General features: G+C 68.0%; 13 protein-coding genes. 4 read left to right on the top strand and 9 right to left on the bottom strand.

What is annotated here, in order from left to right:
* Nucleotides 1-7: 7 nt before the first annotated feature.
* Nucleotides 8-382 carry a winged helix-turn-helix transcriptional regulator gene (locus tag ASE22_RS13730; RefSeq protein WP_056360300.1) on the top strand — a complete coding sequence of 125 codons (375 nt, stop codon included), beginning with the start codon at nucleotides 8-10 and terminating at the stop codon, nucleotides 380-382.
* Nucleotides 383-430: 48 nt separating this feature from the next.
* Here ASE22_RS13730 and ASE22_RS13725 read toward each other — a convergent pair whose 3' ends face one another.
* The 4 genes from ASE22_RS13725 to ASE22_RS27620 all read right to left on the bottom strand — a co-directional run bounded on the left by ASE22_RS13725 (nucleotide 431) and on the right by ASE22_RS27620 (nucleotide 3146).
* Complete coding sequence (locus ASE22_RS13725; protein WP_327196975.1) at nucleotides 431-1120, bottom strand: LLM class flavin-dependent oxidoreductase; 690 nt, start codon at nucleotides 1118-1120, stop codon at nucleotides 431-433.
* A 295-nt stretch (nucleotides 1121-1415) separates the two neighbouring features.
* Entirely contained in the window at nucleotides 1416-1754 is a 339-nt protein-coding gene (locus ASE22_RS27625) for a VOC family protein (RefSeq protein ID WP_235538158.1), read from the bottom strand.
* A 36-nt stretch (nucleotides 1755-1790) separates the two neighbouring features.
* Nucleotides 1791-2870 (bottom strand): aromatic ring-hydroxylating dioxygenase subunit alpha, encoded by a 1080-nt coding sequence (locus ASE22_RS13715; RefSeq protein ID WP_056360296.1) that lies wholly within the window; start codon nucleotides 2868-2870, stop codon nucleotides 1791-1793.
* A gap of 90 nt (nucleotides 2871-2960) precedes the next feature.
* On the bottom strand, nucleotides 2961-3146 hold the full coding sequence (locus ASE22_RS27620) for a hypothetical protein (RefSeq protein ID WP_056360293.1): 186 nt from the start codon (nucleotides 3144-3146) through the stop codon (nucleotides 2961-2963).
* Here ASE22_RS27620 and ASE22_RS13705 point away from each other — a divergent pair.
* The 3 genes from ASE22_RS13705 to ASE22_RS13695 all read left to right on the top strand — a co-directional run bounded on the left by ASE22_RS13705 (nucleotide 3145) and on the right by ASE22_RS13695 (nucleotide 6171).
* Nucleotides 3145-3474: a fumarylacetoacetate hydrolase family protein gene (locus ASE22_RS13705; RefSeq protein ID WP_056360290.1), complete on the top strand. Its 330-nt coding sequence runs from the start codon at nucleotides 3145-3147 to the stop codon at nucleotides 3472-3474. The genes ASE22_RS27620 and ASE22_RS13705 overlap by 2 nt on opposite strands.
* A gap of 100 nt (nucleotides 3475-3574) precedes the next feature.
* A complete protein-coding gene (gene ilvD, locus ASE22_RS13700) occupies nucleotides 3575-5281 on the top strand; it encodes a dihydroxy-acid dehydratase (RefSeq protein ID WP_056360286.1) in 1707 nt (568 codons plus the stop codon).
* Nucleotides 5278-6171 (top strand): NAD(P)-dependent oxidoreductase, encoded by an 894-nt coding sequence (locus ASE22_RS13695; RefSeq protein ID WP_056360282.1) that lies wholly within the window; start codon nucleotides 5278-5280, stop codon nucleotides 6169-6171. Before ilvD ends, ASE22_RS13695 begins: the two co-directional genes overlap by 4 nt.
* Nucleotides 6172-6215: 44 nt before the next feature.
* On the opposite strand, the gene ASE22_RS13690 is transcribed toward ASE22_RS13695, so the two are convergent.
* Genes ASE22_RS13690 through ASE22_RS13670 form a run of 5 tightly spaced genes read right to left on the bottom strand, consistent with a single transcriptional unit; the run spans nucleotide 6216 to nucleotide 13284 of the window.
* Complete coding sequence (locus ASE22_RS13690) at nucleotides 6216-7388, bottom strand: MFS transporter (protein WP_056360279.1); 1173 nt, start codon at nucleotides 7386-7388, stop codon at nucleotides 6216-6218.
* Nucleotides 7389-7413: 25 nt separating this feature from the next.
* The gene (locus ASE22_RS13685) at nucleotides 7414-8805 is read right to left on the bottom strand and encodes a RidA family protein (protein WP_056360277.1); all 1392 of its coding nucleotides are present in this window, start codon (nucleotides 8803-8805) and stop codon (nucleotides 7414-7416) included.
* Between the two features lie 57 nt (nucleotides 8806-8862).
* Nucleotides 8863-9825, bottom strand: coding sequence for an MBL fold metallo-hydrolase (locus ASE22_RS13680; RefSeq protein WP_056360274.1), 963 nt, complete (start codon nucleotides 9823-9825; stop codon nucleotides 8863-8865).
* A gap of 37 nt (nucleotides 9826-9862) precedes the next feature.
* Complete coding sequence (locus ASE22_RS13675; RefSeq protein ID WP_056360271.1) at nucleotides 9863-10507, bottom strand: hypothetical protein; 645 nt, start codon at nucleotides 10505-10507, stop codon at nucleotides 9863-9865.
* Nucleotides 10504-13284, bottom strand: coding sequence for a TonB-dependent receptor domain-containing protein (locus ASE22_RS13670; RefSeq protein WP_056360268.1), 2781 nt, complete (start codon nucleotides 13282-13284; stop codon nucleotides 10504-10506). Before ASE22_RS13670 ends, ASE22_RS13675 begins: the two co-directional genes overlap by 4 nt.
* Nucleotides 13285-13545: the final 261 nt, after the last annotated feature.

Below are 13545 nucleotides of genomic sequence, written 5' to 3'. Positions count from 1 at the left end.
TAGTCATATGGATATGACCACCACCGTGCTGGCCCATGGCGATTGCCTGCGGGTCAGCGAACTGCTCGGCCGCATCGGCGATCGCTGGACGCTGCCCGTCGTGGTTGCCCTCCATGACGGCCCGCTGCGGTTCAACCAGATGCGCCGCGCGGTGACGGGCATCTCCCAGCAGATGCTGACCCGGACCCTGCGGGCGTTGGAGCGTGACGGGATGGTCGATCGCACGGTTCACCCGACCGTGCCGCCGCAGGTCGAATATGCGTTGACCCCGCTCGGCCGTTCGCTGGCCGCCGAAGGGCTGCGGCTTGGCGGATGGGTCCGCGACAATATGCAGCGGATCGACGACAACCGGTCCCGATTCGACCGCCGTCAGCAGGATTGAAACCGGGCTCGGCCCGTGGTGGAGTCGGATCGCCGCGGCGCTGCGAGGTCAGGCCGCCGCGCGGCCACCGGCTTCGGACAGGAACCCCTCGATGGCCGCAATGGCGGCGGCGCGGGCCGCTTCGGAGGGTTCGGCCCCCATCTTCTGCGCCTCGACCCCGACGACGGCCTGCACGATCACCGGTTGCCTCCGCGGCGAGCGCGAGAGGCCGAGCGGCTCGCGCACGCTATAATGGTCGCCCCTGTGGTTGAGGACGTCGAGCTTGCTCTCGTCGATGAACTGCCCCGTCGCCTCGTCGGCGACACGTGCGCCGGCCTCCCAGCTGTCCCACAGGCCTTTCACCACCGCCAGATATTCGTCGGCGACCTGATAGCGCAGCTCGTGCGGCGGCAGGTCGCGGCCGAAATTCTCGGCGACGCCGGGCTGGCCGGTGGTGACGACGTTCCACCCGGCCCGTCCGCCGCTGATCCGATCGACGGTGCCGATCGCGCGCGCCAGATTATAGGGCTCGGTGAAGATCGAGGAAACCGTCGCGATCAGCCCGATCCTGCTGGTGGTGGCGCTGAGCGCGCCGAGCAGGGTCGTCGGCTCAAGCCCGAAGATGAAATTGGGATTGCCCCTGACCGACGACACCGGGGAATCGGCCAAGAAGACGAAATCGAGTTTCCCGCGCTCGGCGGTCCTGGCGATGTCGAGCAAGGCGCCAAAATCCTCGGCGTCGGTGATCGCGCCGGGGATGCGCCATCCCGCGACATGATTGCCCGCCGCCGCGACGAAGACGCCGAGATGGAGCGGGGTCGCCTGGTTGTTCCATGTCCATGGCTTCCCTCCCCTCAGGCCCTGTGCATGTCCCAGGGCGTCTTCCCGTCCGGGAGTGTCGGTCGGCGGGTGATGGTGTCGAGGGGGATGCCGGCCTCGAAGTCGGCGATCATGNNNCGACGCCGTCGACGTCGAAGACGTCGTACTGGAGCTCGACCTTGGTGCCGTCGGGATCGCGATAGTACATCGAGATGGTCGGGCCGTGGTTGATCGTCTAGAAGGGTAGGATCCCCTCGGCCTCGAGCCGGCGATAGGTGGCGAGCAGGGCGCCGAGGTCCGCATAGGTGAAGGCGATGTGCTCGGGACCGGCATTGGCCATGTCCTGATCCTTGAGGTCGGGCATGTTGATGATGCCGCTGCGGTGGTGCTCGTCGTCATAGGTCATGAAGCTGAGCTGCGCATTCTCGTAGGAGGGCTGCGCGTCGAGCACGCTCGACCACCACGCCTTGCTCGCCTCGAAGCGCGGCGTCCGGATCACCACATGCGCCAGCTTCGACGGCTTCACCGGCTCCGGATATGTGGCGGAAAGGTCACGTGCGACCAGGGTGGCCATGTTCTTGAATCCTTGCAGGAGGTGTGGGGCAGTGGCTCAGCCGACCGCTTCGGCGCGCGGGGCGGGCGTCGCCGCCGGATGCTCGGCCTGTTCGGCGGCGATCATCCGGTCGAGGGTACGGCGCAGTTCGACCGCACCGACGTCGGCCTGCAACAGCGCCGGCTTCATCGACCAGAATTCCCGCTCGCCCATCGCTTCCTGGACGGCGTGGAGCATCACCTCGTCCTCATGGACGAAGGCATATTCGGTGCCCGTCCGGATGCCGTCGTCCAGCGCATCGTTCCCGGTCTCGAAATTGCGGCAGATCGCCCAGAAATAATGGGTCGTGGTTTCCGTCTCGGGGGTCAGCAGATGGGCGTTCTTGGTCTCCAGCCCCTCCTCGCGCGGGCGGCCGTGCAGGACCACGCCGGTGTTATTGCGCACGAAGGACGGCGCGTTCCAGCCGCCCTCGACCCAATGGTCCATCGTCCCTTCATAATCGTCGCGGGTCATCCGCCACATCATGTCGAAGATGTTCGGCGGCGCGCCGTCGGTGCCGTAGCGATTGGCCCAGATCGTACCGTCGGGATCCTTGACCAGCTCGGTCTTCGCGCGGCGCACCATGTCGCACGCCAGCGAGTCGTGATGGACCATGTGCAGATGCGCCTCGTCCATCAGATTGTCGTTGATGTAGCGGTAGTTCGCCCGCACGTGCAGCACGCCCTTCACCGTCCGGTAGTCCGGATCGTCGAGGAACTCGAAGTCGGGGATCATCGACAGGTCGACCCGCGCGGGATCACCCATCCAGATCCAGGCGGCGCCGAGCCGCTCGGTGATCGGATAGCTGCGCAGGCGCGCACCGGCCGGGATGCGGCCGTCACCATCGGGATTGAAGACGCAGCGGCCTTCGCCGTTGAAGCGCAGCCCGTGATAGGGGCACTCGACCGCGCCATCGACGAGCTTGCCGAGATGGAGCGGCGCGAAGCGGTGCGGACAGGTGTTGCCGGTGGCGACGAGATCGCCATACGCGTTCCGGTAGAGCAGGACCTGCTCGTTCAGGATCTTGCGGGTCAGCAGGTTGTCGGAGACCTCGTCCGACCAGGCCGCCACATACCAAGCGTTGCGCAGGAACACCATCCCGACTCTCCCTCGTCACCGGGCCGCCCTTTCGCGGCGGCCATTTCGATTTGACCTATTTCATCAATTTGAACATAAACGTCAAAAAGGTCAACGATGCTTTTTCGGGGCGTTGGCGCGCCGGAGGAGAGGAACGAGAAAGAAGCCCCCATGAAGATCGTCACCGTCCAGGACGGAAACCGCGTCGGCTATGGCGTCGTCGAGGGCGAGGAGATCATCGACGTCTCCTCCGCCCCGCAGGCGCCACCGCACGTCCGCGCCCTGCTCGACCAGCATGGCGGCGACCCGGGACGAGATCGCCGATCCGCATGCCCTGCGCCTGACCACCCATGTCAACGGCGAGCTTCGCCAGACCGCGTCGACGGGGGACATGATCGCGCGCATCGGCGACATGATCGAGGAACTGACCAGCGCCTTCACGCTCGAACCGGGGGATATACTTTCCACCGGCACACCCGCCGGGGTTGGCGGCCTGATGGACCCGCCCTGCTACATGAAGGCCAGCGACGTTGTGCGGGTCGAGATCGAGGGGCTGGGCCACATCGAGAATCGGGTGGAGTTGCAGCCGGAGCCGATTCGCCCCACGGTGCCGGGCTATTCCTGACGGAGCGCCGGGCCGGGGGGAAAATGTCCGTCCGGTCGGACTTTTAATACACGCCAAGCTTGTTATGCCTTCGGGCAAGAGGCCGACAAAGGAATTGCACATGGCGAGGGCGCCCTATCGATCCGCGACCATCACCGACGGCATCGTCCGCACCACGACGCGCAGCTTCCTCCACGCGCTGGGGCAGGACGACGAGGACATCGCCCGGCCGCATATCGGCGTGATCCACACCGGCGGGGAGATGAGCCCCTGCAACCTGACTCTCCAGGCGCAGGCGCAGCACGCCAAGACCGGTATCTACGCGCATGGCGGGACGCCGCACGAATGCCCGGTGGTGTCGGTGTCCGACGGGCTGTCCGTCGCCCATTCTGGGATGCGCTTCTCGCTGATCTCACGCGACCTGATCGCCGATAGCGTCGAGGCGACGGTGCGGGGCCATCAATGGGACGGCATCTTCGGCATCGGCGGCTGCGACAAGAACATCCCGGGCATCATCATGGGCATGGTCCGCTGCAACGTGCCGTCGGTGTTCCTCTATGGCGGCTCCGCCCTGCCCGGCCAGCGGCACGGCAAGGACGTCAACATCGTCGACACCTATGAGATGATCGGCAAGGTGCTGGCCGGGACCGAACCGGTCGAGGAGTTGGAGGAACTGGCCAAGGCGTGCCTGCCCACGGCGGGCTCCTGCGCGGGCCAATATACCGCCAATACGATGGGCATGGTGTCCGAGGCGCTCGGCCTGGCGCTGCTCGGATCGTCGATGGTCCCGGCGGTCTTTTCCGAGCGCGCGCCGCTCGCCCGGCGCAGCGCCAAGGCGCTGATGGCCGGCGTGCTGGCCGACGCACCGCTGCCGCGCGACATCGTCACCCGCCGCTCGATCGAGAATGCCTGCGCGCTGGTCGCTGCCACCGGCGGCTCGACCAACGCCGCGCTGCACCTGCCCGCCATCGCACATGAGGCAGGGTTCGCCTTCACCATGGATGACGTCGCCGAGGTGTTCGCACGCACCCCGCTGATCGCCGACCTGAAGCCGGGCGGCCGCTATCTGGCGCGCGACGTCTTCTATGCGGGCGGCGCGCCGGTGATCCTGAAGGCGCTGCTCGAGGGCGGCTACCTCCACGGCGACGGCCTGACCGTCACCGGCCGCACGATCGGCGAGGAACTGCAGATGGCGCGCGACCCCGATGGGGACGTGGTGCGGAGCGTGGCCGATGCGATCGCGCCGACCGGCGGGGTCGTCGTGCTCAAGGGCAGCCTCGCGCCCGACGGTGCGCTGCTCAAGGTCGCGGGCCTCAAGACGCTCCAGCATCGCGGGCCCGCGCGGGTTTTCGAATCGGAGGAACATTGCCTCGAGGCGATCAAGGCTCTCGCCTATGCGCCCGGCGACGTGATCGTGATCCGCAACGAGGGACCGCGCGGCGGGCCGGGCATGCGCGAGATGCTGGGCATCACCGCGCTGATCTACGGCCAGGGCAATGGCGAGAAGGTCGCGCTGGTCACCGACGGCCGCTTCTCGGGCGCGACGCGCGGCCTGTGCATCGGCTATGTCTGCCCCGAAGCGGCCGACGACGGCCCGATCGCCTTCATCCGCGATGGCGACGTCATAGCGATAGACGCCCGCGCCGGCGAACAGACGCTCCACATCGAGGTGGACGCCGCCGAGCTGCAGGCGCGCCGCGCGGCGACGCCGCCCAGGGCCGAGCGCCGCCTCGGTGGCCTGCTGGAGAAATATCGCGCGACGGTCGGCTCCGCCCATCTCGGCGCCGTGACCCATTCGGGCGGCGTCGTCTGGGAACGCGACCAGTGACCCGCCTGGGCTTCGCCGGGCTGGGCGACATCGGCGGTCCGATGGCCGAACGACTGCTGGAGCATAGCGGTCAGCTCCATGTGTGGAACCGCACCGCCGCGAAGGCCGAGGCCGTGCTGTCACAGGGCGCCGTCTGGATGGCGTCACCCGCCGCCCTGGCCGATCGGTGCGACGTCGTCGGCATGTGCCTGACCAGCGACGACGCGGTCGAGGATCTGGTGTTCGGGAGCGAAGGCCTGCTGGGCGCCCGCTCCGGACACCGGCCGACGATCGTCAACCTCTCGACCGGATCGGCCGAGCGCAACCGGCGCTTCGCCGAACGGGCCGAGGCGTTGGACGCGCGCTGGGTCGATGCCCCGGTCTCGGGCGGCCCTGCCGCCGCGCGCAAGGGCATGCTGACGATCTTCCTCGGCGGCCGCGACGACGCCATCGTGGCTGCGGCGCCGCTGCTCGACGCGCTGTCGGCCCACCGGTCGCACATGGGACCCGCCGGCGCCGGGCAGGCGACCAAATTGTGCAACCAGATGATCGTCGCCAGCAACATCGTCACCATCGCCGAGACGATCGCGGTCGCGCGCGCGGCGGGTGTCGACGTCGCCAGCCTACCGGAGGCGCTGAAGGGCGGCTTCGCGGATTCGATGCCCCTGCAGCTGTTCGGGCCGCGCATGGCCGCCCACAGCTACCTGCCCCGCCTCGGCGCCGTCGCGCTGATGGCGAAGGATGTCGGGCTCGCGCAGGCGATGGCGGCGAAGGCCGGGACCGCGACGCCGCTGATCGACCGGGTCGGTGAATTGCTGCAAGGCGTGTCGGCTATCGACGGCCTCTCGCAGGACGATGACCTGTCGGTGCTGGTGCGCCTGTTCGAGGCTCCGCTGCCCGGAGCCCCCTGAAATCCGCTGGGTACAGCGAAACCGTCCGGAGGGCTGAACGCCGATCAGCCCGCCGGGCGCCGCGCATGCGCGAAGCGGAGGGCCAGGCCGCTCAGCAGGACCGGCACCGCGATGCAGGCGAACAGGACCTGGTCCGACAGATCGGCCTCAAGCATCTCGCCGCCGATCAGCGGCCCGGCGATCGATCCCAGCCGGCCGACGCCCATCGTCAGCCCCACGCCCCGGCCCCGCGCGGCGGATGGGAACAGCGAGGCCGCGAGCGACGGCAGCGTCAGTTGCGCGCCGATGACGGTGGCGCCCGCCAGCACCAGCAACGGGGTCGCGACGACCGCGCTGGGAAGCCGGGCGCCGAGCGCGACGGTGAAGGCGGCGCCGGCCAGCAGGGTCAGCCCGGCGACCCGGAACGGACCCAGCCGGTCGAGCAGGCGGGTCAGCGCCAGCGCCCCGACGATGCCGCCGACGTTGAGCAGCACCGCGCCCACGATCGCCCGCTCGGGCGTCGCGCCCGCGCGGACGAGGATGGTCGGCGCCCAGGAAATGAGGAAATAGCCGACGAGCAGGATCAGGAAGGCGCCCGCGAACAGAGACAGCCCCGCGATCCGACGCCCGCCGCCGAGGACCGGTTCGCGCACCGGTCCGGCCGCTTCGGGAAGGTGCGACCGCGGTCGGACATCCTCGATCCGGGCCCAGACGATCGGCACCAGCAGCAACGCCAATAGGCCGCCCAACCACAGCGCGGATCGCCAGCCGAACGGTCCGATCATGGCCGCGACCGTCATGCCGCCGAGCACGGCGCCCAGTGGAAAGCCGAGGAACATGCGCGTCACCGTCGCGCTGCGGCGCTCGGCCCCCACCGTCGCCGCCGCCAACGCGGAGATGGCGGGGATCGCACCGCCGAGACCGAGGCCGGCTAGGAATCGCAACAGGGTGAGCGTGCCCATGTCGGGGGCCATCGCGCAACCCAGAGTCAGCAGCCCGAACAGGGCGATGCAGCCGAGCAGGGTCCGCCGGGGGCCGATACGATCGACCAGCACGCCGCCGCCGATCGCGCCGGCTGCGGCGCCCACCAGTCCCGCCGCGAAGATCCTGCCGACCTGCGCTTCGCCCAGCCCCCATTCGCTCGCGAAGGCGGGGGCGATGAAGGAGACGACCAGCGTATCGAAGCCGTCGAGCATCGCGACGGCGAAGCAGATCCAGAAGGTGCGGGCGGCGGTCATGCGTTACGATCTCCGTCGAAAGAGGTCAGCGGATGGGCGCGTGGACGATCGCGTCCCATTGCATCACCGCGCCGGGTGCGATCAGCGGGTCGCCGCCGCCCATCGCCATCACCGACAAGGCCGGCGGGTCCTGGGGAAAGGCTGCGCGCCAGCCGCCCAGCATCTCGGGCAGGTGGGCGAGGTCATCGAAGAAGGCCTGCACCTTGCAGACATCGGCGAGGGTAGCTCCGGCTTCCGTGCACAGCCGCGCGAGCGTCTGCAGGATCGCCTCCGTTTGCTCCCGCGCGGGCGAACGGAAATGCGGGACGCCGGTGCCCGCGCGCCAGGCGGCCGGCACCCTGCCCTCTTCGTCGAGCGCGAGCAGCCCGCTGGTGAACAGGAAATCGCCGGCATGGACGGCGTGCGGCGCATGGCCCGGCGGCGCCGGCCCGTCCGTCAGGGTGATGCTGCGCCGTGAGAGACCGGAATCGTCGGCAAGCAGGAGCAGCGCGATCTCGACGCGCGCGCCCTTCACGACCAGCTCCGCGCCGGTGACGAGGTTGCGGGCGGGCGGCTCGTCGGGGAAATAGCGGCGCCAGACGCGTTCCATGCCCGCGACATCGGACGGGTGGCGCAGCGTCACGTCCGCCTTCACGCAGCGGGCCAGGCTGGTGCCGGCCGCCGCGGCGATCTTCGCCAGGGTCCTCAGCGTATAGTCGGTCTGCGTCTCGATCTCGGAGCCCAGCCAGATATAGGGGTTCACCCGCGCCTCGGGCGCGACCATGCCGGGCTTGCCCATATGCGCGGTCGCCATCCAGTCGCCCTTGAAGTCGGTCGCGCCGAAGCCGGCGAGGAACACCCAGTCGCCGATCCGCGTCGCGGGCGAATAGCCGATCCTGGGCTGGGGCACGTCGTCGGGCATGGCGAAGCCCTGCTTCTCGACGCCGGGACGCGGCTCGACCGCGATGAAGTCGACCGACAGCAGCGCCTCGGGCACCGCCAGCTGGCGCACGCCGATGCCGGTCGACGAGCGCAGCTGATCGCCGACCATCGCGGCGAGGTTGCGGGCATAGGGCGTGCCCGACGGGAAGGCCGGCCAGGCGGGCTCGCCCGCCGCATAGATCGCGTCGTCGGGATAGCGCGCGCGGATCCATTGCCAAAGCCGAACCAGGTCGCGCCGCCGGTCGCAGCCCGCCGCTTCGAGGATCGCTCCGAGATCGTCGAGGATCAGCCGCGATTCATGGTCGAGCGGCTCGCTCGACCATGGCCGGTCGGGGTCGATCCTGGCTTCCACGCGCAGGCCGTCGCGATAGTCGGTCGCCATCAGCCCGCTACCGAACAGCCAGCCGCCGGCGGCGACCGCATGGCTCCATCCCGGGGCCGCCGGCATCGACGGCGGGTTGATCGCCCGGCGGACCGATCGGGGCTGTTCGCTCATATCCTCTCCATCGTCGCGGGAAAACGGATGGGAGGACGCGCCCCCATCCCGTCCGCATCACTCCTCGGCGGCGTTCGGATTGGCGGTGTTGGTCGCTTCGGCGGCACCGTTCATGATCTTGTCCACGACATTCTGCCAAGCGCCGTGCATCGGGCCGACATTGGGCTCGCGCTTGCGGTAGAGATAATCCCACATCGTCACGATGTCGGCCTTCAGCCACATCGAATAGCCGCGCCAGTCCTTGAACGCGGGCATGGTGACGGTGTCGATCATCTTCGGCAGCGGCGTGCCCTTGACCATCTCGTCGAGCACCGCCTTGCGGAGCGCGGTGACATATTCGATGTTGTTGAGAATATCGCTCTTGGGCGAGATCCCGCCGTGACCGTTGATGATCACGTCGATGTCGTACATCCGATAGACGTAATTCCAGGTGTCGAGCATGTTGTCGACGTCCATGTCGCGGAAGTCGGGGATCAGCCCCTTGCCGCGCTGCATGAAGTCGGGGGCGATCAGGACCTTCTCGTCGGGCAGATAGGCCTGGATCAGGTTGTCGCTGTGGGTCTGCCCGAAATAGAGCAGCCTGACCTGCTTGCCGCCCAGCCAGATCGTCAGTTCCTTGCTGAAGGTGATGTCGGGGACCGAGGTGTTGCGCCCCTCGCGGACGATCGCCTCGCGGTTCTTGTCGTGCGCGACGGTGACGGCCGTGTCGTCGAACACGTCGAGGTCGCAGATATGGTCCTCATGGTCGTGGCTTTCGATCACGTAGCGCACCGGCAGGTTGAAGCGCTTCTTGAGCTCGCCCTTTAGCCATATCGCGTTGCCCTCGCTGCGGCAGGTCGCGTCCATGACGATCAAGCCGTCTTTGGTCACGATCACGCTCGATATCGCGGCACCCGGGCGGTCGCCCTTCACCCACCAGACGCTCGGGCTTGCCTGGACGAGCTGGGCGGCCTGCGCGCCGGCGGCCGCGAGCGTGGAGGCGGCCAGGGTCAGGGCCAGTTTGGCGATCGGTCTCATCATGCATTCCCCTCGTTTCGTAATTGCGGCGTCGCTGGGTTCAGGAAGGGTCGGGGCCGGGCGCCGAAAGGCGCCAGGACTGGCGCGGCGCCTCGGCGAGCGAGCAGCTACTGACGGTCAGCGCGCGCTGGAGCCAGGGCTGCCCGGGCACACGATTGCCCGCCTCATGTGCCTCGACGCCGATGGTCAGACATTTGGCGCCGTCCGCCTGCGAGCGGATCTCGCCATTGGCCGCCATCGTGAAGCGCTGGCGCGGACTGTCGCTGCATGGCGCGAGGATCACCCAGCTGTCCTCCCGAACGACGGTATCGGGCGTGGCACCGGTACGGTGGACCTCGGCACAGAGATCGAAACGGGTGAAGCGGATACGGCCGCCATCGATAAAGGCGCTGCGCGACACGAGCTGGTCTACGAAGAAATAATGCGACTTGGGCAGGCCGAGCTTGCAGCTGTGCACCTCAAGCGGCCAGCGCGGTTCCCAGCCGGTCAGCCCCGCGCTCAGCACGCCGAAGCCGGGCACGTCGGCGCAGAAATGCCGCGTCTCGCCCAATTCGTCGGCCGATTGCAGCATCACCTCGTCCCGCGAAGGCGGCGGGGCGGCGAACCTTTCCATGTTCGCCTGCGCGGCCGCATGGGTCGCGTTCAGCGCCAGCGCCGCCGCAACGGCGGCGAGTGCCGCCCTCATCGGCGGAACCTCACGCCGACACGAAACTGTCGCCCGATCGTGTCGAAGAAGCTGGCATTGGTGCCGACGCTGCTGAAGGCATTGCCGCTCGTCGCGACCGACACTGCAGGATCGGTGTCGAACAGATTCTGGACGATCCCGAAGATCTGCATCTCGGTGCCCTGGGTCCGGGCGAAGGTGTAGCTGGCCGACAGGTCGAAATAGGTCCGGCCGGCGGTGCTGTTGTCGTCGATGTCGGCCGGCCCCCAGGCCTTGTTGAGGACGCCGCCGCTGACGTAGCGCCCCGTCAGTGTCGTCGAGAGGCCGCCCAGATCATAGGTGACGGTGGCCTGCGCGCGCCATTTCGGCAGGCCGAGCGCGTCCCCGGTCACGCCGTCATAGCGCAGGAGCGTGCCGAAGGAGTCGACCTCGCGCTTGAACACATGGCTGGCCAGCGCACGGATCGACAGCTGCCCGTCGCCCAGGCCGGCGCGGTAGGAGGCGTCGATGTCGAGGCCGCGTGCCCGTTCGGACAGGACATTCTGCGGCAGCACGCGGATCTCGGTGACGAGATTGCCCGCGCCGCGGGTGATGGCGGCGCAGAGCTGCTGGACCCCCGACTGGCACTGGTTGAGCACTACCTGCGCGTCGGGGGTGAAGATCGCGTCGTCGATCTTGATGTCATAGACGTCGACCGAGGCCGAGAAGCCCGGCAGCCAGTTCGGCCGGTAGACGATCCCCGCCGACTTGGTGAGGGCGCGCTCGGGTCCGAGGTCGCGGTTGCCGGCGGTGACGCGGCGTACCGAATAGCTGCCGCCGGTGACGGGATCGACGATCGCGAAGTTGAGCGACGCGCTGGCCAGGAACAATTCGTTAAGATTGGGCGCGCGGATGTCGCGCGAGATGGTGCCGCGCAGCCGGATCTGGTCGTCGAACTCCCAGGAAAGGCCGGCTTTCCACGTGGCGATGCTGCCGCTGGTGCTGTAGTCGGTGTAGCGGACCGCGCCGTCGAGTTCGACCCGCTTGGCGATCGCGGAATCGACCAGCAGCGGGACCACCGCTTCGAAATAGCCCTCGCGGACATTGTAGGAGCCTGCCGACGGCTTGTAGTTGCCGAGGAAAAAGCCGTTGACCAGCGAGGTCGGATCCGGCTGCCGGGCATTATACTCCTCCTTGCGCCATTCGACGCCGAGCGCCACCGAGACCGGCCCCGCCCACAGGTTGAAGGGCTCGCCGCGCAGGTTGGCGGCGGCCACCTGCTGCTTGATGACGGTGCTCTGGGTCGCCTCGCCAAGGATATAGTCCTTTGCAGCCCGGGATATGTTGCCCGTGCCGAAGACGTTGAACGGCACGCAGCCATTGCCCGGGTTCGCCAGGCTCGACCGGCAGACGATATTGCCGTTGGCGACCCCGTTCCGGATCAGCCCCTGGTCCACCGCATCGACCGCGTTGTTGTAGTTGGCGGTGATGACGTTGTTGATCGCGGCGGTGTCGAACAGCGTCCGCCCATATTGGTAATAGGCGTCGTAGGACCAGGTGCCGCCGAACGAGCCGGTCGCGCCGACCACGCCGCCGATCAGCTCGCGGCTGCTCTTGACCTTCGCCACCGGAAGGTCGGTATGGATCTTGCCGAGCTGGAAGCTCGTCTGCCCCGCCGCATCCATCCGCGCCGCCGTCGCGGGATCGAGATAGGCGTTCTGGCGGCTGATCGCGATATTGCCGTCGCGCTGGTACAGCCGCACCGAATAGGAGGAGTCCGCCTTCGCATAATTGCCGTCGGCGAACAGGGTGAGCGCCGGCGCAACCTCATATTCGGCGCGCGCGTAAACGGTGTCCCAGTTGACCGGGGTCAGCAGTTGCTGGTCCTGGCCCGCCAGATAGCCGTCGCCGCCATAGGAGAGCAGGCCGCTGACCGAGCCGGGATTGAACGGCGCGGGCTGGCCATTGGCCTGGAACTGGGTGTTCGCCAGCGGGCCCGCCGAGATCAGGCCTCCGGGCGTCGAGCGCGAAAGGCCGACATTGGGCACCAGCAGCCGCATCGGTGCGGAGCCGCCCGCGACATAAGCCGGGTTGTTGACGATGTTCCATCCCTTGTACCAGCCGCGCGAGCCGGCCCGGGGAATGTCCTTCAGCTCGCTATGCTCGACGCTGGCGATGAAATGCCCGCGTCCGTCCGCGAAGGGCGTCCCGAAGCTGAGGTTCGCCTTGAACTGTCCGCCGTCGCCATGGTCCGAGATGCCGTTGACGATTTCGCCCTTGAGGCCCTTGAACGCGCGGTCGAGCACGACGTTGACGACGCCCGCGACCGCGTCCGATCCCCAGGCCGACGAAGCGCCGCCCGTGACGATGTCGACCCGCTGTACGAGCGCCTGCGGCAGCAGGGCGAAATCGACATTGCCGGTCAGCGACGAGGGGGTGACCCTTCGGCCGTCGAGCAGGACGAGCGTGCGGTTGATCCCCAGGCCGCGCAGGTTGAGAAAGCTCGCGCCCGACGACGATCCGTTGCGATTGGTGGTCGGCGACAGCGAATTGGAGAGCTGCGGCAGCTGGTTGATATAGTCCGCCAGCTGGACCTGTGACGATTTCTGGATCTCCGCCACGCCGACGACGGTGGTCGGGGTCGGCGCGAGATAGCCGTCGCGCACCACGCGCGTACCGGTGACGACGATGTCGCTCGAGGCGGGCTCCCCCCCGGCCGGTGCGGGCGACGGCAGGCCCTGCGCCATGGCCGGCGGCGCGAGCAGCGCGATCGTCGCCGCGCCCGCCAGACATGCTTGCCGAAGATTCTTGTGCCTCATGCTGCTCCCTCCCTGGTGGCGCCATTGCGCCCGATCCTCCGATCGCACCCGCCGCTCGTAAACATTGTCGGATGCGTTCTTTATGATTGTCGACCATCGGACAACCTGAACAAGCCATGTTCGGCGCGATCCGTCAACCCCTTGTTGACATTAATATCGTATTATGGTCGACAATATCCAGATTGATGAGCGACGGATGTCGCTGTCAGCCGCGAACCGCGAAAGGACGAGCATGACCACCGCCGAGCCGCGGAGCCTTTC

Source organism: Sphingomonas sp. Root720, assembly GCF_001428605.1.
Lineage (GTDB): Bacteria > Pseudomonadota > Alphaproteobacteria > Sphingomonadales > Sphingomonadaceae > Rhizorhabdus.
This window is presented reverse-complemented; position numbering and strand designations above follow the sequence as displayed.